The following is an 18,015-nucleotide window of genomic DNA, read 5'->3' as shown; positions in this document are numbered from 1 at the left end:
CGAATGGCACGCAGTTCCGGGAAAGGCTCGGCAGCAAAGGCGCGCGCGCGCATCCTCTGGCGAATCGCCGCCGTGCTGCTGCTTCTGGCGATGCTGGCAGGCGCCTGGGGCTGGTGGTACTTGCGCCACTGGACGCCCGAGCGCGCGATCTACCCGATGCAGGGCGTGGAGATCGGCGCGGCCGACGGCGAGGTGAACTGGAAGTCGCTCAAGGCCGTGGGCGTCGATTTCGCCTATATCGATGCCAGCGCGAGCGTCAGCGCCTTTGCCCGCGATCCGCGCTTCGTCGCGAACTTCGTGGCGGCGAAGGCGGCAGGCCTGCAAGTGGGCGCCGTCCACCGCTACGATCCCTGCCAGCCTGCGGACATGCAGTCGGCCAACTTCGTCACCACCGTTCCGCGCGACGCGGCCCTGCTGCCGCCTGCGATCGATCTCGACATCCTGGCCGACGGCTGCCCGACAAACGTCTCCGACGCCAAAGTCGAAAGCGAGTTGATGACCTTCATCAACCAGATCGAGACCCACGCCGGAAAGCCGGTGATCCTCAAGGTCGGCCGGGCCTTCGAGCAGCGCTATCGCATCGCCGCCAAGCTGGACCGCAACCTCTGGCTGGTGCGCGACCGCCTGCTGCCCGACTACGGCGGCCGCCCCTGGTCGCTGTGGACGGCCAACCAATCGCTTGCGAGCGAGATTGCGCAAGGGGGCCTGCGCTGGGTAGTGGTGCAGCCATGACTTTCAGCACCCAGCAGCGCGACGCCCTGATCGCCGCCGCCCGCGAGGCCGCCACGCGCGCCTATGCGCCCTATTCGAAGTTCCACGTCGGCGCCGCGCTGCTGCTGGCGGACGGCTCGGTCGTCACCGGCGCCAATGTCGAGAACGCCAGCTACGGCCTCTCGCTCTGCGCCGAGACCGTCGCGGTCTCCGGCATCCTCTCCTCGGGCACTTTCCGCGAGCAGAACGGCAAGCTGGAAGCCGTCGCCGTGACCGGCGGCGCGCCGGGCGCGGCGGGGCAGGGCGATACCGTCACTCCCTGCGGACGCTGCCGTCAGATCCTCAACGAGATCGCGCAGATCGGCGGCTCCGACCCGGTCGTCTGGTGCGACGGCGCCGAGGGCGTGCTGGAAGCGCGCCTGTCGGAGCTGCTGCCCCACGCCTTCGGACCGGCGAACCTCCTGTAAAAAACGAAGGTAATCCGCAGCCTGCCCAAACCCGCGTCGTTTCCGCCGTTCGGAGCGACGCGGCAAGGCATCGGTTCGTCGGAATCATATTGTCAACTTAAACAGTTGAGTTATGGTGCGCATAGTCGGGACGTAGACAGAGTCGACCGGCGGTTCCCCCAACAGCGTTGGAGCACCCCATGACACACTACCGTTATCCCCGTGCACAGGACCATCTGCCGCTGATCCTCCTCGTCCCCGGTGCGCCGCTCACCGAGGGGCATTGGATGAACCGCTGGGCCGGGTGGAGCGAGCATTGCCGCGTGCTGGAACTCGGCCTCTGGGACGAACCGCACCGCAATACCTGGGTCAACAAGCTCAACCTCGCCATCCGCCGCGCCGACCGCCCGGTGGTGATCGTCACCGACGATATCGCTGCGCTGGCGCTGGCCTGGTGGGTCGAGTTCGAAGGCGTGGGGCCGGAAAACCCGGTGCTCGGCGCCATCGTCGTCAACCCGCCGAACATGGACCTCCCCGGCGCCGACCGCCGCCTCTCCCGCTTCGGCGCCTGCCCGCGCCAAACGCTGCCGTTCATGTCGTTCATGGTGGGGGACCTCGACGCGCCCGCGTCGCAGCAGCGCTCGATGATCCGGCTCGCCAAGGACTGGGGCTCGTCCCCGGTCTGCGACGATACGCGCGGAGACTGGGCCGGGGGCTGGATGATGCTCCAGGACCTGCTGGGCGAAGTGCCCGCGGCTTCGGTGGCTCCGGCGTGGAGTTATGATGAGAATTTGGCCGTGCGGCAGGCTTTAAGGCAGTGGGCGGGGATTTAAGAAAAGAGAAGACCCGGGGGATGATCCCCCGGACCCTCGGAATGTCGTCGTTGCGCGCTACCGATCCCTCGTGCGCTCCTTGCGGCGCAGCCATTAATGTCTTCCGACGCAAGGGGCGCGCCAACGGTTCGGTAGCGAACGACGCTGACAGTAACGGGGTGCAGGGGTAATAACCCCTGCATTTTCCCTTAACTTACTTCTTCTCTCGCTCGACAAACCACTCCAGCAAGGCCCCCATGCAATCCTTGCCAAGCTGCGCCGAACGCTCCGGGCTCCAGCCCTGGCGCGGGTCGGCGGCGTCGTCGTGGTCCTTGAAGGGCATTTCCAGCGTCATCGACACCGCGCCGAAGCGTTCGGCCAGCTGGTTGGTGGACATCGACAGGTTGCCCTTGCCCGGCTGCGAGAGGCCGTAGCCGAGTTTGGTCTGGAAGTCCGGCGTGCGGCGGTCGAGGATCGCGGTGTAGCGATCGTAGCCCTGCTTCTGCTCGGCCGTGAGCGAGGGGATGCCTTCGAACCCGGCCATGAACACGGCGGGGATGGCTTCGTCGCCGTGGATGTCCATCGCGAAGTCCACGCCGGTCTCGTCCATGGCCGCGAGGATGGCGAGCACTTCGGGTGACTTTTCGGCGCTGGGCGCGGCCCATTCGCGATTGAGGTTCACGCCTGCCGCATTGGTGCGCAGGTGTCCGCGGGCCGAGCCGTCCGGGTTCAGGTTGGGCACGACGTGGAAGGTGCAGCGCTTGCGCAGTTCGCGGCCGACCGAATCGGCGGGATCGGCCAGCACTTCGAGCGCGCCTTCCATCCACCATTCGGCCATCGATTCGCCGGGGTGCTGGCGGGCGTAGAGCCAGACTTGCGCCTCGCCGTCGCCGATCGACAGGCAATCGAGCGGGCGGCCGTCGAGCGTGATGCCGAGCAGGCGGTATTCCACATCCTCAAGCCCGGCGAGCGAGGAGACGAGGTCGTGGTGCCGCTCCATCGAGTAGGGCGCGAAATAGGCGAACCAGGCCAGTTCGCCTTCGGGGGTGTGGCGGATGGTGAGCGTGCCGCCGTCCTTGCCGCCGTCCCAGGTGGTGTCGGTGCGGCCCCAGAACTGGCGGTCTTCCGAGGCGCAGGCGCGATAGCCGGGCCAGCCCATCGGGTAGGCCGAACCGTTGAGGCCGGTGATCTTCAGGGTCAGTTCCTGCCCGGCGATGGACTGGCCGGGGGCGGCGCTGACGCGGAAGTGGAACCACTGGAAGAAGTCCGACTCGTGGTCGCGCCGGATCGCGAGGCGGGCCGTGGTGCCTTCGGCGGAGAGGACTTCGATGTTGCCGGAATCGAAAGCGGAGGAAATCTGGATGCTGGTCATTTCACGGTGATAGTTTCGCCCGACTTGCCGGGGAAGCCCTTGAACAGCGCTTCGGCCATTTTTGCGGCGCCGAGCGAGGTCTGCGCCATCGGCGATTTCGAGCCGACGGTGAAGGCGGCGCGGCCTTCCCAGATCGTGCGGCCTTCGGGGCGCTCCTTGATCATGACCTGCATGCGGGTCTCGATCTGGTCCTGCGGCTTGCCCGCGAGGTTGATCCCGAGGCCCAGGCCAAGCCCGGAGCCGTAGCTGCCGGTGCTGCCGCCCACGCCGACCGAGACCGGGCTGCGCTCCCGTCCGGGCTGGTAGACCTGGCGGTCGATAGACAGCACCGCGACTTGCGTATCGCGCACGGTCTCACCGGGAAGCGCCTGTCGGTAGCCGACCTTTGCCAGTTCCTGCGCGACGGCGGCGGCGTACGTGCGGAATTCCAGACTGGAGGCGTCCTGCGGCTTGGCGGGATCGATGCGGATCACCCCGCGCCCTAAGGTCGGGGCATCCGGGGCGCTGAAGCGGGTCACTTCGACAGGTCCGACTTGCGCAGCGCAGCCCGCGAGGGCCAGCGCGCCGCCGAGGGCGAGGAAGATCGATCGGGCCGTTCCGGCCATGAAGGGGCGGGTCATTTCAGGCTCTCCGGAAGGCAAGTCTCTGCACGGTAGACCTTATTGCGCCCGCCCGCCAGAACCTCTCAGTTCTGGGCCGCTTCCAGACCGACCGGATCGGCCTTGGGGAAGCCGTCGAACAGCGCCGAGGCCAGCTTTCCGGCGATGCGGTAGTCGGGCCACTTGTCGTCGCCTTCGCGCGTGGCGATCGTGGCGTAACCTTCCCACAGCACCTTGCCGCTGACCTTGTCGACGATCCGCGTGTCGAGGCGGGTGCCGATCAGGGCGGTGCGGGGCTTGGTGAGATCGACGTTCACTGCCAGGCCGTAGGCCGAGCCGCGGTTGCTGACGCCCATAGCGGCGGTGCCGCTGACCGGATTGCGCTTTTCCTCGGCAGGGGTGAGGACCTGGCGGCTGATCTTGAGTTCGGCAACCTGGCCGCCCTTGTCGTCCTTGTGCTGGGTGTCGTAGCCGGCGCCGACCAGCGCCTCGACGATGGCGGCTTCGTAGGCGGCGCGCTCGGCGCCGGGCACCCACTGGCCTTCACCCGAATCGGACTGGACCGCGACGATGCCCTTGCCGAGTTCTGCTGCTTCGGGACCCTGCGCCACGAATCGGCTGACTTCGACTCGGCCCTCGCGCGAATCCTGCGTGCGATTGCGCGAGGAAATCGGCGAACCGATCGGGCCGCCCATCAGCGGATCGTCCCAGGAATTGCCCCAGCCGCCATAACCGCCGCCCCAGGGCGAACCCCAGCCGGGACGGGCTTCGAGAGCGGGTGCGACGAGGAGGGCCCCGGTGATGCCGGTGGCGAGAATCGCAGCTTTGAGCGTTTTCATGGTGTTCCGGGTCCGAAGAATCGATTGTCAGAAGAATCAGTTGGGTCGCACCCGAACCTGCGTTATGAGCCGCTGCGATTGCCCGTGGATGAACGGGAAAAGCACGGGTCAGGCCACGAGAAATGGCCTCTTGTGCTTGACTTTGCAAGCCGTGACCCGTAACGGCGCCACTTCAATTTTCAGGCGGCCAGCCCTTCCGGGCCCACCGCCGGACCACGCAGACGAGACAAGACATGAAGATTCGCAACAGCCTGAAGTCGCTCAAGGGTCGTCACCGGGACAACCGCGTGATCCGCCGTCGCGGCCGTACCTACGTCATCAACAAGACCAACCGTCGCTTCAAGGCCCGCCAGGGCTGATTCGTCTGCCTGTCCCCGCTATCCGGCGGGGATAACAAGGCGGACGGGCGATTACGTCTGATGACATAAGGCCCCCGCCATTCGCGGGGGTCTTGTCATGTCTGCTGTTCACGCAAATCATCCGGTGGATGCTGTCGTCTTCGACGTGGGACGCGTCCTCGTCGAATGGGACATGCGGCTGCTCTTCGCCAAGCTGATTCCGGAAGCGGAGCGGCTCGACTGGTTCTGCTCGACCGTCGTCACCGAAGAGTGGCACTTCCAGCATGACGCCGGCCGCGATCTCGCGGAATTGGTTGCCGAACGGAAGGCCGAGTTTCCCGGCAACGACGCGCTGATCGATGCCTACGCCACGCGCTTCCTCGAAACGATTCCCGGCAATGTGCCCGGCAGTCATGAGATCGTGCGTGCGCTTGCGGCGAGCGGCATGCCGCTCTTCGCGATAACCAACTTCGCCAGCCCGTTCTGGCGGGAATATCGCGCCACCGAACCGCTGTTCGACCTGTTCGGCGACATCGTCGTCTCCGGCGACGAGAAGCTGGCCAAGCCCGATGCCCGCATCTTCGACCTTGCCGCGCGTCGCTTCGGCCATGCCCCGCAGGCAATGCTGTTCATCGACGACAATGCGGCGAACATCGCCTCCGCCCGCGGTCTCGGCTGGCAGGTGCATCACTTCCACGGCGCGGATGCCCTGCGAGCCGATCTGAGCGCTCGGGGGCTGCTCGATTAGCCAACCGCACTTAGCATTCGCAGCAAGCGCCTGCTTGCAAGTGATTGCTTGAATCGCGCGACACTCGACCAAATCGGTCCGATTTCCGCCGATCCGCGCAGGAATTTTTCTTTCGCAGTTGCAGCGTAGCCGCTTGGCAAGTCCGATTCCATGTTGCATCACATGGACAAACGGGAGTCACAATGACGGCTGCGGGCAGAACCAGTTACGACGAAATGCTCCACGAGGACGGGTCGGTGAGGCCTGCCTATGCAGATTTCAGGAATTGGTACGACTCGCAGGACAAGGGCTGGCTGAAACGGCAGGACGCCGAGGCCGAGCGTTTCTTCCGCCGCATCGGCATCACCTTCAACGTCTATGGGGACGATGCCGCCGAAGAGCGTCTGATCCCCTTCGACATGATCCCCCGGATCATCACAGCGCGCGAATGGCGCAAGCTGACGCGGGGCATCGAACAGCGGGTGCGGGCGCTGAACGCCTTCCTCCAGGATCTCTATCACCGGCAGGAGATCATCCGTTCGGGCCGCCTGCCGATCAGCGCGCTGCGCGATAACCAGGCCTTTCTCAGCCAGATGATCGGCATGACCCCGCCCGGCGGCGTCTATACCCATATCGTCGGCATCGACCTCGTCCGCACCGGGCCGGAGGAATTCATGGTGCTGGAGGACAATGCCCGCACCCCGTCCGGCGTCTCGTACATGCTCGAGAACCGCGAGACGATGATGGCGATGTTCCCGGAGCTGTTCACCCGGATTCCGGTGCGTCCGGTCTCCGACTATCCGCGCCGTCTCGCCCGCTCGCTGCGGGCCTGCGCGCCGCCCGCGTTCAAGGGATCGGGACGCCCTACCGTGGCGGTGCTGACGCCGGGCATCTACAATTCGGCCTATTTCGAACATGCCTTCCTGGCCGACCAGATGGGCGCGGAACTGGTGGAAGGCAGCGATCTGCGCGTGGTCGACGGCCGCGTCGCCATGCGCACGACCACCGGCTTCAAGGCCATCGACGTGATCTATCGCCGGGTCGACGACGACTATCTCGATCCGCTCAGCTTCCAGCCCGATTCGGTGCTGGGGGTGGCGGGGATCATGGACGTCTACCGGTCGGGCGGCGTGACCATCGCCAATGCGCCGGGCACCGGCATCGCCGACGACAAGGCGATCTACAGCTACATGCCCGAGATCGTCGAGTTCTACACGGGCGAGAAGCCGATCCTCTCCAACGTGCCGACCTGGCGCTGCTCGGAGCCGGACGCGCTGGCCTATGTGCTCGACAACCTGTCGGAACTGGTAGTGAAGGAAGTCCACGGCTCGGGCGGCTACGGCATGCTGATCGGGCCGACGTCCTCGAAGAGGGAACTGGCCGATTTCGAGGCCAAGCTGCGGGCGCGGCCGGACAACTACATCGCCCAGCCCACGCTCTCGCTCTCCACGGTGCCGATCTTCACCAAGGAAGGCCTCGCGCCGCGCCATGTGGACTTGCGGCCTTTCGTGCTGGTCTCGCCCGAAGGCATCGACATCACGCCCGGCGGGCTGACCCGCGTGGCGCTCAAGAAAGGATCGCTGGTGGTGAATTCGTCGCAGGGGGGCGGCACCAAGGATTCCTGGGTGTTGGACGAATGAGGGCGCGCTGATGCTGGGACGGGCCGCCAACGGCGTATACTGGATGAGCCGCTACCTCGAACGCGCGGAGAATACCGCGCGGCTGATCGACGTGGGGTTCCACCTCGCCCTGACGCGGGGGAACAAGCATTCGCAGGACGAGGAATGGAAGTCGGTCCTGACCACCACCGGCCAGGTGGGCGATTATTGCCGTACGCATGGCGAGTTCACCGGGCCGCAGGTGTTCAATTTCCTCCTGCGCGACAGGGACAATCCCGGTTCCGTCCTGTCCATGGTGGAGAATGCGCGGACCAATGCCCGCATGGTGCGCAACAGCCTGACCAATGCGGTCTGGGAAACCACCAACGAAGGCTGGATGCACTTGCGCGACCTGCTCGCGCGTCCGGTGCGGGAAACCAGTCTGGGTGAGGTGCTCACCACGATCCGCCGCACCGGAACGCTGGTGCGCGGCGCGCTGGAAGGCACGATGCTGCGCAACGAAGTGTTCAACTTCGCCCGCATCGGCACCTTCATCGAGCGGGCCGACAGCACGGCGCGCATCCTCGACGTGAAGTACTACGTGTTGCTGCCCTCGGCCGCCTGGGTCGGGTCCAGCCTCGACAATGTGCAATGGGATACGCTGCTGCGTTCGGTCGCGGGAAACCGGGCCTATTCCTGGCTCAATGCCGGGGCGCTGGAGTCGCGCGGGATCGCGAAGTTCCTGATCCTCGACGGGCAGTTTCCGCGCAGCCTGGTATTCTGCTACGACAAGCTCCGCAGCAACATGGCCGGTCTCGCCAAGCAATATGGCGGCGAGACACCCGCGCACGACCTCCTGCGCGCCACCGGCAAGGCCCTGCACGAAACCTCGATCGAGGCGATCTTCGACATGGGCCTGCATGAATTCCTGCAGGACTTCCTCGGCAAGACCAGCAGCCTCGGCAATGCCATCGCCGCCGATTACCGCTTCATCGAATAGAGGACGGCTTTTCCATGCTGCTAACCGTCACCCATACCACCCGCTACGCCTTCGCCGCGCCGGTCGCGCACGGTTTGCAGCGGCTGCGGCTGCGGCCAAAGACCACCCATGGGCAGAACGTGCTGGACTGGCGCATGGACCTGACCGGCGCCCGTCACGAAGCGGAATACGACGACCAGCACCATAACCACACGGCGCTCGTCTCGATCGAGCCGGGCACCAGCGAAGTCACCGTCACCTGCACAGGCACGGTGCGCACGATGGACAACAACGGCATAACCGGCGCGCATTCCGGGCACACCCCGCTGTGGTGCTTCCTGCGCCAGACCCCGCTGACCCGCGCGGAGCACCGCGTGCGCGCGCTGTTGGCTTCGGTCGATGCCGATCGTTCGGACACGCTGGGCTTCCTCCATGCCTTGTCCGACGCAGTGGCCGCCCATGTCGCATATGCCCCCGGCACGACCCATGTGGGCACCACGGCGGAGCAGGCGCTGGAGGCGGGGCAGGGCGTCTGCCAGGACCATGCCCATATCTTCATCAGCGCCGGGCGCCTGCTCGATATCCCGATGCGCTATGTCGGCGGCTACCTGCGCATGAACGACCGGGTGGAGCAGGAAGCCGGGCACGGCTGGGCGGAGGCGCATGTCGCGGGCCTCGGCTGGGTCGGTTTCGACGTCTCCAACGCGATCTGCCCCGACGAGCGCTACATCCGGGTCGCCAGCGGCTGCGACTATGCGGAAGCCGCACCGATAACCGGCATTTCGACAGGCGCGGGGGAAACCCGGCTGGACGTGCATTTGTCCGTGGACGAGAACCTGCTAGGACAGCAGCAACAGCAGCAGTCCGCAGGCGGCGGACAGCAACAGATGCAAGGCGGCTGAACAGGCCGCAGCCCCGCAGAAGGTCGCGCGGGGTGTAAGGATTTCAGGGGTTACAGGTTCCATGACCTATTGCGTGGGCATGATGCTGGATCGCGGGCTCGTGCTGATGAGCGACACCCGCACCAATTCGGGCGTCGACAATATCTCGACCTTCCGGAAGATGTACCACTGGGAAATCCCCGGAGAACGCATCATCACCCTGATGACGGCAGGCAACCTCGCCACCACCCAGGCGGTCGTCAGCCAGCTCGAGGAACGCAACAAGGCCCCCGCCGACCGGCACAACACCCTGCTGGAAGCGCCGACGATGTTCCAGGTGGCCACACTGGTCGGCAACCTGCTCCAGGACATCATCAGCGAACGTGCGAGCGACAACGGCCAGAGCGCCGCCTCCGGCACCTTCAGCGCCTCGATGATCGTCGCCGGCCAGATCAAGGGCATGGAACCGCGCCTGTTCCTGATCTACCCCGAAGGCAACTTCATCGAAGCCAGCTTCGACACGCCCTTCTTCCAGATCGGGGAGACCAAATACGGCCGCCCGATCCTGATCCGCGGCTACGACCCGGACATGACCTTCGAGGAAGCGGTGAAACTGCTCTGCGTCTCGTTCGATTCGACGGTGAAGGCGAACCTCTCTGTCGGCCTGCCGCTCGATCTGCTGGTGCTGGAGCAGGATCGCTTCACACCGCTCCACGAACGGCGGATCGAGGCGGGAGATCCCTACTTCCAGTCGGTTTCGGAAGGCTGGGGTGAGGCTTTGCGGAAGGCTCTGGATGCCTTGCCGGATTATAAGATGAAGAGTTCGAAGTAAGGGGAAGTTCCGGGGGATGATCCCCCGGACCCTCGGAATGTCCGCGTCGCGGGCCGCCTATCCGTAGTGCGCTCCCTGCGGCGCAGCCATTCAGTCTCCCGACGCAAGGGGCGCGACATCGACAGTAATGGGGTGCAGGGGCGATGGCCCCTGCTTATTCCTTGTTCTTCAAATCAATCTTCCAACGCCGTGAACCGAAAATCGCGGAACGTCGCCTCACCCGGCCCGGCGGCGTAGAGGCCGGGGCGCAGCATCAGGAAGCCGCCGCGCACGTTGTGGTGGTAGCCGGAGACTTCCATGCCCCGGTCGAAGCGTTTCCACGTCTTCCCGCCGTCTCCCGAGGTATGGAAAGCGACGATGTGGCGGCGGTTGGTCAGGCGCATCTTCATGCGGCGGCCGTGCGGATTGGCGGGGCGGCCGCGTTCGATGCCGTATTGGTGGGTGACGAAGCGGGTCTCGTCGAAGCCGAGGCCTGCGTAGAGTTTGTCGTCGTAGAACAGCACGAGGCCGGCGGTGCCGCCCGGCGCCAGCTCGATGTCGCATTCGAACTGGTAGCTGGTGTCCCCCGCGATCAGCAGCAGCGGCGATCCGCTCGACGGGGCGAGGCCTTTACCTGCGAAGTGAAGCGCGCCGTCGGCCACGCGCAGGCGGGCGGCTTCGTCCGGGGCGGGGCGGAAGAACGACCACTTGGAGCCCAGCGCCAGCGGTGCGGCGAAGTCGTCCGACAGCGGCATGCCGTGCGGCACGGGTTTGGGCACTTTCGGCACGGGCAGCGGCTGCGAGAGGTCGCCGCCGGTCATGTGGAACCAGCCGTCGTCGGTCCACTCGATGGTATCGAGCAGGCATTGGCGGCCGAGCGTCCAGTAGCCGTTCTCGAAGCCGTGGTAGAGCGTGTACCAGCGCTTGTCCGGCCCCTCGACCAGCGAGGCGTGGCCGCGCGACCACCAGGCTTCGGACTGGTCTTCGGTGCGCACCAGCGGGTTGCCGGGGTGCTGTTCCCACGGCCCGTGGATCGAGCGGGCGCGGGCGGCAATCACCATGTGGCCGGTCGGCGGACCGGCAGTGCCGCCGACGGCGGTGAGCATGTAGAACCACTGGCCGTGGCGGTGGATCTTGGGGCCCTCGGGCGAGAAGCCCTCGACATCCCAGTCGTCCGGATAGCGCCACGGGTCGTAGACGTGCTCGACCTTGCCCGCCAGCGAGAGGCCGTCGTCGGAGAGGCGCACGCGGTCTCCGCCCGAGAGGAACAGCCAGCGCGAGCCGTCTTCGCCCACCGCGTGGCAGGGGTCGATATGGTCGTGGAGGCCGAGCGGCTTCGGATCGCTCCACGGGCCGTCGATGTGATCGGCCCAGATCACGTAGATCTCGTTGGGCTCGGCCTTGACCGGGATATAGAGGAAGTAGCGGCCCTTGTGCTTTTCGAGGCTGACCGCCCAGACCGAACCGATATTGCGGGTGAGCGCCGGTTTGCGCGGCTGCCAGTTCACCAGGTCGCGGCTGTGCCAGATGGTGAGGCCGGGATAGGAATCGAAGCTGGAGAAGGTGAGGTAATAGTCCTCGCCGTCCTTGAGGATCGCGGGATCGGGCCGGTCACCGGAGAGCACCGGATTGAGCATCGTCCCGTTCCCGAGATCGGAAATGCGCTGCCCGTCGAAACCGCGCCGCCAGTGGCGGGCGGGAGCCGGGGCGGGGGGTGGAGGAGGGTTCCCCGTCCCCGGCTCCCTTGCGGCAGCTTCTCCCCCTGCGAGAGCAGGTGCCGCAAGGCCGATGCCGCCCAGCAGGGCGGTCCTGAGTGCATCGCGTCTGTCGAAAGTCATCCTGTCTCTCGTGTCCTTTCAGCCCAGTTCGATCAGCCAAGCCCGACCGAGCGCGCCCAGGCGCGCCAGAGTTCGGGCCATGCCTCCACGGGTTTGCCGATCGTGCCGCGCAGGCCGAAGCCGTGGCCGCCTTGCGCGAAAAGGTGGGTTTCCACCGGCACGCCCTGTGCTTTCAGCGCGGCGCGCAGGCGCAGGGTGTTGTCTACCGGGACGACGGGATCGTCCTCGGCGTGGAGCAGGAAATACGGCGGTGCGTCCTTGGGGACGGTGCGGTCGGGCGAATGGGCCTCTTCCTGTTCCGCCGTGGGCGCGGGGCCGAGCAGCAGGTCGCGAGATCCGGCGTGGGCGATGGCGGGGTCCATCGAGACCACCGGATAGATCGGTGCCGCGCAGAACGGGCGGGCGGAGAGCTTGTCCGCCGCGTCGATGGGTTCGTAGACTTTTGCTGAGAAGCGGGTGGAGAGGCTGGCGCAGACATGGCCGCCCGCCGAAAAGCCCATGGCGGCGACGCGCTCGGGCTGGATGCCATAGTCCTTCGCGCGGTGGCGGATCAGGCGCATGGCGCGCTGGGCGTCGGCCAGCGGCACGTCTTGTCGATTTGCCCAGCCCTCGCCGGGCAGGCGGTAGAACAGCACTAAGGCGGTGAAGCCGCGTGTGGTCAGCCAGCGGGCCATCTCGTAGCCCTCCTTGTCGATCACGACGAGGCGGTAGCCGCCGCCCGGCGTGATGAGCACGGCGGCGCCGTTGGGCCGGTCGGGCCGGAACACGACCAGGCGCGGGCGGGTGGTGCCGGTGACGGAGCGGTCGTTGACCTGTGCGGTGGTGGAGCGTTCGGTGACGGTCTCGACCGGGGGCTTGGCGGGCAGGCCCGGCGCGCCTTTCGGCCAGAGGTCGATTGTCTCCGTCGGTTCCGGCAGGCCTGCGGGCGATGCCTTTTCCGCATCGAAAGGCGGAGCGGTCTGGGCAAGCGCTTCGCTGGATAGCAGCCCGGAAACAAGGGAAGCCGCCATGAACGATCTGCGGTCGATGGTCATGGCGGCTTCCTCTTCGTTATTTCAGTTCCGGCTATTCGGCCGATTTATCGGCGCCGCGTCAATACTTTGCGCGTGCCCCGAACAGAATGGTGCGCCCGAAGTGGTTGTTCTCGTAGTTGCGCTGCGCGTAGATGTCGTTGGTGCGGTAGCGATAGGCGTCGGTCAGGTTGTTGCCGTCGATCGAGAGTTCCAGCCACTCCGTCGCCTTGTAGCGGATCGCCGCATCGACGCTGGTGTAGGAGCCGTAACCCTCGAAGATATTGCCGGTGGCGCTGGTGGCATCGCTGAACGGGCCGCGATAGCTGACCGAGCCGCGAATGCTGAACTTGCCGTCGTCATAATAGAGCGTGGCGTTCCAGGCCTTCTCCGACACGCCGAGCAGGGTGTTGTTGTAGATCGCCGAGACGCCGGTGAGGCCGCAGGCATTGGTCGTCGGGTTGCGGGTGCAGGCCGAGACCGCCGGGCCGGTGATCTGGTAGTCCGCGCTGCTGTCGATGAAGGTGGCGTTGCCCTGGAAGCCGGTGTGGCTGAGCGGGCCGGGCAGGAAAGTGAAGGGCAGTTGCAGCGCCAGTTCCACGCCCTTGAGGGTCGCGCCCTTGCCGTTGACCTGCGAGGAAACGACGTATTCCTGGTTGGGGTCGTAGTTTAGGTAGGCAGGGGTGCTGGTGCCCAGCACGTCGCGGCCGAGGCCGAGCTGCGGCAGGGTGGCGACGTAAGTACCGGCGACCGGGAAACTCTCGATCTTCTTGATGAAGCCCGCCACCGAAAGCAGCGCCTGCGGGGCGAAGTACCATTCGACCGAGGCGTCGAAATTGGTCGCGCGGTAGGGATCGAGGAACGGGTTGCCGAAGGTCACGCGGTAGTTGAAGCCGTCGACCGAGCCGCCGGGGTTGAGGTTGCCCAGCGAGGGGCGGGTGATCACCTTGGCGATCGCACCGCGCACGATCACGTCATGGCGCGGATAGAAGGCGATGTTCATCGCCGGGAGCCAGTCGTCGTAGCTGCGCTCCACCGTCGCGGCGACGCCTGCGGTGTAGCCGGTCGAGGTCTGCTTGGTGTGGGCGTAGCGAACGCCCGCGTTGCCCGCGAATTCGAGGCCGAGGATCTCGCCCTTGACGTCGAACTGGAGGTAGCCGCCGGAGGTTTCCTCGCGCACGCGGCGGTTGTTGCCAAGATCCTCGACGGCGGTGCGGGCGTAGAGGTTGGTGTATTTCGCCGCCTTGTCGATATCCGCCACGAGCCACGAACTGGTGGTGCCGCTGGGCTGTCCGGCGTCGCCCAGGTCGATCAGGCTGGAGATGTCCGACGTCACCGGCAGGCCGTAGACGTTGGCCGAGCAGGTCACCTGGCCCAGGATCAGGTCGCGCTGGCCGTTGGTCGCGCAGGCGGCGGTGTCGCGCTGGAACAGTTGGGTGCGGAAGTCGTAGCGACGCCAGACCGCGCCTGCCTTGACGGTGAAGCCTTCCGCCATGTCCCATTCGGTGCGCAGCTGCGCGGTCTTGAACCGGTTCTTCACGTAGGAGGGACGGTCGCGGATTTCGGCGAGCTGGAAGTTCGCCGGGTTGGTCACGTCCAGCCCGTAGTTCAGGATCGGCGATTTCATGTCCGAATAGTCGAAGCTGAAGTCGTTGGCGTTGCGGTTGTCGTAGGCGAAGGTCGTTTCCACCGGGATGTCGGCGTTCGACTGCGAGAAGCCGCCCAGCGCGGTGAAGCGGAAGGTGTCGGTGACGTCCTGGTCCCAGGTCGCGCCGAACTGGTAGAATTCGGTCTCGGACTTGCGCAAGTAGCTTTCGGTGCGGACCCAGGCATTGTCGTAAGTGCCCGCGATCATCGTGCCCTTGTCGTCGTAGACCGGGTTCGTGAGGTTGAAGCGGCGCTCGTTCGAGCGGGCGAGCACTTCCAGCCACTGTTCGGCGCGGTCTTCCTTGAACGAGGAATAGAGGCCGTCGATCGAGAGCTTGGTGCGGTCGCTCGGTTCGAACTGGATCGATCCGGTCAGGCCGAGGCGGCGGCGGTCGTGCTTGACCACGCCGTAGCGCGGGATGCGCGCGTGGAACGAGAGCGCGGCCGCGTCGCAGGCTGCCGAGGGGCGGTAGCCGCCGCCGGAATTGACCGGGGTGCCGCCGGTCGGGCCGACGTTCGAATAGAAGCAGGGCGTGCCGTTCACCGAATTGAAGTAGGCCTGCGCCCAGCGGACGGTGTTGTTGCCGGTCTCCAGCGTATCGGTGTGCGAATAGGCGGCGGAGAGATTGACGCCGAACGTACCGGCATCGTTGCGCCAGGACAGCAGCCCGGCCACGCGCGGGCCGACGTTCTTCGACAGGTCGTTGTAGGAACCCTGCACGTTGAGCACGGCGGAAAGACCCGCCTTGCCCGTCAGCGGATTGCCGGTGTTGAGATCGACCACGGCGCCCAGCGAGCCTTCGTCGAGGCTGGCTTCGGCGGTCTTGTGGACGACGAGGCTGCTGAACAGCTCAGAAGCGAAGACGTTGAAGTCGAAGGCGCGGTCGCGGTTGGCGCTGGCGCCGTCGGAGCTGGTGGCGATGGTTTCGAGGCCGTTCACGCGGACGCGGGTGAACTGGGCGCCCAGACCGCGCACGGTGATCGCGCGGCCTTCGCCGCCGTCACGCTGGATCGAGATGCCGGGAATGCGCTGGAGCGATTCCGCCAGGTTCTGGTCGGGGAACTTGGCCATGTCCTCGGCAACGACGGCATCGACCGCGCTGATCGATTCGCGCTTCACGTTGAGCGCGGCTTCCAGCGACTTGCGGAAGCCGGTGACGATGATTTCCTCGGCCGCCGGGCCTTCTGAAACGGTGGCCTGCTGCGCGTCCGTCGCATCCTGTGCGAAGGCGGCGTGCGGCAGCGCCAGCGCGCTGCCCGCGACCAGAGCGGCCTTCAGTATCGAAATCCTGGAAACATGCCCTTGCATGATCACTCCCCCTTGAGCCTTTTGGCCCTCATGGCCTTTTTAGCCAATTGATACCGGTGTCATGAGTGGTTGCACATGTAGTGCTCCCTTTCTTCGACACCTGCTCCCGACGCCTTCAGGGCGCCTTTCTTCGCGCCTTGTGGCGCTTGTCGCTAGACCGGCGCCATTGAGGTCGCACAATCGTCAGTTCTTTGTTGTCGGTTTTGGTAACCGGTGTCATCATGTTTGCCGCAGGGATGCCACCCTGTCAAGAACCAGTACGAAGGGGAGAGCGCAATGACCATCGAGGGCCTGAATCCTCGCCCGACCTTGGCCGTTCCTGCCGATTTTCCGCCTGTTCGCGCCGCAAGGGAAATCCCCCGCGCAAAGGCAGCGTGGGCACGGTGCCAGCGAATCATACGGAGGGAACAGCCGTGATCGCGGCGATCCTGCTGATGGCAACCGCTTCCGCCCCGGCCCCAGCAATGGCCGTGATCGACGAGAAGGATACCGTGCGCGAGGAAGCGCCGCCGCACGGCGCCATCGGCATGAGCACGGCCTATCGCATTTCCGATGCGGCCCCGGCGCCGCGCGCGATGGAGTTCCGCCGCCGCGTGCTCCACAAGGGCGCGGCGATCGGCGAGCATCCGATCGCGCACGACGAAGTCTACTACGTGCTCTCGGGAGAGGGCGAAGTGGTGTCGGACGGCAAGCGCGCGGCATTGCGGCCGGGCATGACGGCCTATCTTTACAACGGGGCGGTGGTCGGCATCTGGCAGCGAGGCGAGGAACCGCTTTCGCTGATCATTTCCTACCCAAACCCTCCGGGAGCGGGGCGATAGGCGTCATTCCCGGCCTTGCGGCTTGACCCGCAGCAGGCCTTCCTGTGCCACGCTCGCCACCAGTTCGCCGCCGCGCGTGTAGATCGCGCCGCGCGCGAAGCCGCGGGCGTGCCCCGCCCAGGGGCTGTCCATCGAATAGAGCAGCCAGTCGTCGATCGGGGGAGTTTGGTGGAACCAGAGCGCATGGTCGAGGCTGGCCCCGGAGACGCCCGGCGAAAAGAAGCCGAGGCCGTGCGGCATCAGCGCGGTGGAAACGAGCGCGAAGTCGCTGGCATAGGCGAGGATCACGCGCTGCATCACCGGATCGTCGCTGAACGGCTGGGCGAGGCGGAACCACTGGTGGCGCTGGGGCAAGTCGCCGCCGCGTACCGGTGGGCAGGGCCGGATGTCGAACGAGGCGAGGCGGTCCAACAGGAACGGCGGCAACCTCTGACCAGCGGCGGCAAGCGCCTCGCGGAAATCCGGGCATTGTTCCGGCGCGGGCACCGGCGGCATCGCCACGGCGTGGGACAGGCCCTCCTCCTGCCGGTGGAACGAGGCGGCGAGGTTCAGGATCGGCTGGCCGCCCTGCATGGCGACGACGCGGCGGTTGGAGAAGCTGCCGCCGTCGAAATCGGGCAGGACGCGGTAGATGATCGGGCGTCCGGAATCGCCCGCACGCAGGAAGTAGGCATGGAGCGAGTGGGCCTGGCGCGCAGGATCGATCCCGCGCGCGGCGGCGTCGAGCGCCTGGGCCACGACTTGCCCGCCATAGACGCGGCCGGGCTGTTCGGCCGAAGCCGCGCCGCGGAATATCCCGGTGTCGATCTCCTCGACGGTGAGAAGCTTGCGGAGTTCTTCCACGGCGAGTTGGGCGGGTTCGGTCATCGGCATCATTTTCCGTCGGGGGAGCCTTGAAGCCAGTCGAGCGACTGGCGTTCGATGGAGAGCAGTTCCTCGAGGGTCTGCTCGATCGCGGCCTTCTGCTGGCGCAGTTCGTCGATGCGGTCGGTGACTTTGACCAGCAGCGCGCGGACCTGTCCGTGGTGCTCGGGATCGACGTCGTAGAGGTCGAGGAATTCCTTGATCTCGCGGATCGAGAAACCAAGCCGCTTGCCGCGCAGGATCAGCTGCATCCGGCCCATTTCGCGCTTCGAATAGATGCGCGTGGTGCCTACCCGCTGCGGTGCGATCAGGCCCTTGTCCTCGTAGAAGCGCAAGGTGCGCATCGTCACGCCAAGCTCGGTGGCGGCTTCCTGAATGCCGAGCATGTCGCCGCCGGGAGGGGGTGATGCCGC

18 protein-coding genes are annotated in these 18,015 nt (G+C 66.1%); 10 read left to right on the top strand and 8 right to left on the bottom strand.

The genetic code is table 11. From position 1 onward, the window contains the following. The first annotated feature begins 3 nt into the window (after positions 1-3). From AC4D6D_RS17530 to AC4D6D_RS17520, 3 genes are all read left to right on the top strand, one after another. Entirely contained in the window at positions 4-732 is a 729-nt protein-coding gene (locus AC4D6D_RS17530; RefSeq protein WP_491328342.1) for a glycoside hydrolase family 25 protein, read from the top strand. Beyond that, positions 729-1,178 carry a cytidine deaminase gene (locus AC4D6D_RS17525; RefSeq protein ID WP_491328341.1) on the top strand — a complete coding sequence of 150 codons (450 nt, stop codon included), beginning with the start codon at positions 729-731 and terminating at the stop codon, positions 1,176-1,178. Before AC4D6D_RS17530 ends, AC4D6D_RS17525 begins: the two co-directional genes overlap by 4 nt. Before the next feature lie 179 nt (positions 1,179-1,357). Then, the gene (locus AC4D6D_RS17520; RefSeq protein WP_491328340.1) at positions 1,358-1,990 is read left to right on the top strand and encodes an RBBP9/YdeN family alpha/beta hydrolase; all 633 of its coding nucleotides are present in this window, start codon (positions 1,358-1,360) and stop codon (positions 1,988-1,990) included. Positions 1,991-2,183: 193 nt separating this feature from the next. Here the strand turns inward: AC4D6D_RS17520 and AC4D6D_RS17515 are convergent, their stop codons facing one another. The 3 genes from AC4D6D_RS17515 to AC4D6D_RS17505 form a co-directional block, all read right to left on the bottom strand. Then, positions 2,184-3,341 carry a M14 family metallopeptidase gene (locus AC4D6D_RS17515; RefSeq protein WP_491328339.1) on the bottom strand — a complete coding sequence of 386 codons (1,158 nt, stop codon included), beginning with the start codon at positions 3,339-3,341 and terminating at the stop codon, positions 2,184-2,186. Next, positions 3,338-3,961, bottom strand: coding sequence for a DUF4136 domain-containing protein (locus tag AC4D6D_RS17510; RefSeq protein WP_491328338.1), 624 nt, complete (start codon positions 3,959-3,961; stop codon positions 3,338-3,340). The genes AC4D6D_RS17515 and AC4D6D_RS17510 overlap by 4 nt, the downstream gene beginning before the upstream one ends. A 65-nt stretch (positions 3,962-4,026) precedes the next feature. Further along, complete coding sequence (locus AC4D6D_RS17505; protein WP_491328337.1) at positions 4,027-4,779, bottom strand: DUF4136 domain-containing protein; 753 nt, start codon at positions 4,777-4,779, stop codon at positions 4,027-4,029. Between the two features lie 233 nt (positions 4,780-5,012). Between AC4D6D_RS17505 and ykgO the strand changes: the two genes are divergently transcribed. From ykgO to AC4D6D_RS17475, 6 genes are all read left to right on the top strand, one after another. Further along, entirely contained in the window at positions 5,013-5,138 is a 126-nt protein-coding gene (gene ykgO, locus AC4D6D_RS17500) for a type B 50S ribosomal protein L36 (RefSeq protein ID WP_004210176.1), read from the top strand. 97 nt (positions 5,139-5,235) lie between these two features. Then, the gene (locus AC4D6D_RS17495) at positions 5,236-5,865 is read left to right on the top strand and encodes an HAD family hydrolase (protein ID WP_491328336.1); all 630 of its coding nucleotides are present in this window, start codon (positions 5,236-5,238) and stop codon (positions 5,863-5,865) included. A 182-nt stretch (positions 5,866-6,047) separates the two neighbouring features. Further along, a complete protein-coding gene (locus AC4D6D_RS17490; protein ID WP_491328335.1) occupies positions 6,048-7,484 on the top strand; it encodes a circularly permuted type 2 ATP-grasp protein in 1,437 nt (478 codons plus the stop codon). 10 nt (positions 7,485-7,494) lie between these two features. Continuing rightward, positions 7,495-8,442 (top strand): alpha-E domain-containing protein, encoded by a 948-nt coding sequence (locus AC4D6D_RS17485; protein ID WP_491328334.1) that lies wholly within the window; start codon positions 7,495-7,497, stop codon positions 8,440-8,442. Between the two features lie 14 nt (positions 8,443-8,456). After that, positions 8,457-9,323, top strand: coding sequence for a transglutaminase family protein (locus tag AC4D6D_RS17480; protein ID WP_491328333.1), 867 nt, complete (start codon positions 8,457-8,459; stop codon positions 9,321-9,323). A gap of 61 nt (positions 9,324-9,384) precedes the next feature. Beyond that, positions 9,385-10,134 carry a proteasome-type protease gene (locus AC4D6D_RS17475; protein WP_491328332.1) on the top strand — a complete coding sequence of 250 codons (750 nt, stop codon included), beginning with the start codon at positions 9,385-9,387 and terminating at the stop codon, positions 10,132-10,134. Positions 10,135-10,307: 173 nt separating this feature from the next. Here AC4D6D_RS17475 and AC4D6D_RS17470 read toward each other — a convergent pair whose 3' ends face one another. The 3 genes from AC4D6D_RS17470 to AC4D6D_RS17460 are packed head-to-tail and all read right to left on the bottom strand — an operon-like array spanning position 10,308 to position 15,917. Next, a complete protein-coding gene (locus AC4D6D_RS17470) occupies positions 10,308-11,951 on the bottom strand; it encodes a family 43 glycosylhydrolase (RefSeq protein WP_491328331.1) in 1,644 nt (547 codons plus the stop codon). A 32-nt stretch (positions 11,952-11,983) separates the two neighbouring features. After that, positions 11,984-12,985: an alpha/beta hydrolase gene (locus AC4D6D_RS17465; protein ID WP_491328330.1), complete on the bottom strand. Its 1,002-nt coding sequence runs from the start codon at positions 12,983-12,985 to the stop codon at positions 11,984-11,986. 58 nt (positions 12,986-13,043) lie between these two features. After that, a complete protein-coding gene (locus AC4D6D_RS17460; RefSeq protein ID WP_491328329.1) occupies positions 13,044-15,917 on the bottom strand; it encodes a TonB-dependent receptor in 2,874 nt (957 codons plus the stop codon). 434 nt (positions 15,918-16,351) lie between these two features. Here AC4D6D_RS17460 and AC4D6D_RS17455 point away from each other — a divergent pair, with 434 nt between their 5' ends. Next, positions 16,352-16,738 (top strand): cupin domain-containing protein, encoded by a 387-nt coding sequence (locus AC4D6D_RS17455; RefSeq protein WP_491328758.1) that lies wholly within the window; start codon positions 16,352-16,354, stop codon positions 16,736-16,738. A 3-nt stretch (positions 16,739-16,741) separates the two neighbouring features. Here AC4D6D_RS17455 and AC4D6D_RS17450 read toward each other — a convergent pair whose 3' ends face one another. Beyond that, the gene (locus AC4D6D_RS17450) at positions 16,742-17,605 is read right to left on the bottom strand and encodes an acyl-CoA thioesterase (RefSeq protein ID WP_491328328.1); all 864 of its coding nucleotides are present in this window, start codon (positions 17,603-17,605) and stop codon (positions 16,742-16,744) included. Between the two features lie 5 nt (positions 17,606-17,610). Continuing rightward, on the bottom strand, positions 17,611-17,988 hold the full coding sequence (locus tag AC4D6D_RS17445; RefSeq protein WP_491328757.1) for a MerR family transcriptional regulator: 378 nt from the start codon (positions 17,986-17,988) through the stop codon (positions 17,611-17,613). Between the last annotated feature and the right edge of the window lie 27 nt (positions 17,989-18,015).

It is taken from the genome of Novosphingobium sp. BF6 (genome assembly GCF_058273105.1).
Note: the sequence above shows the minus strand (reverse complement) of the source record. Positions and strands in the feature narration are given on the sequence as shown.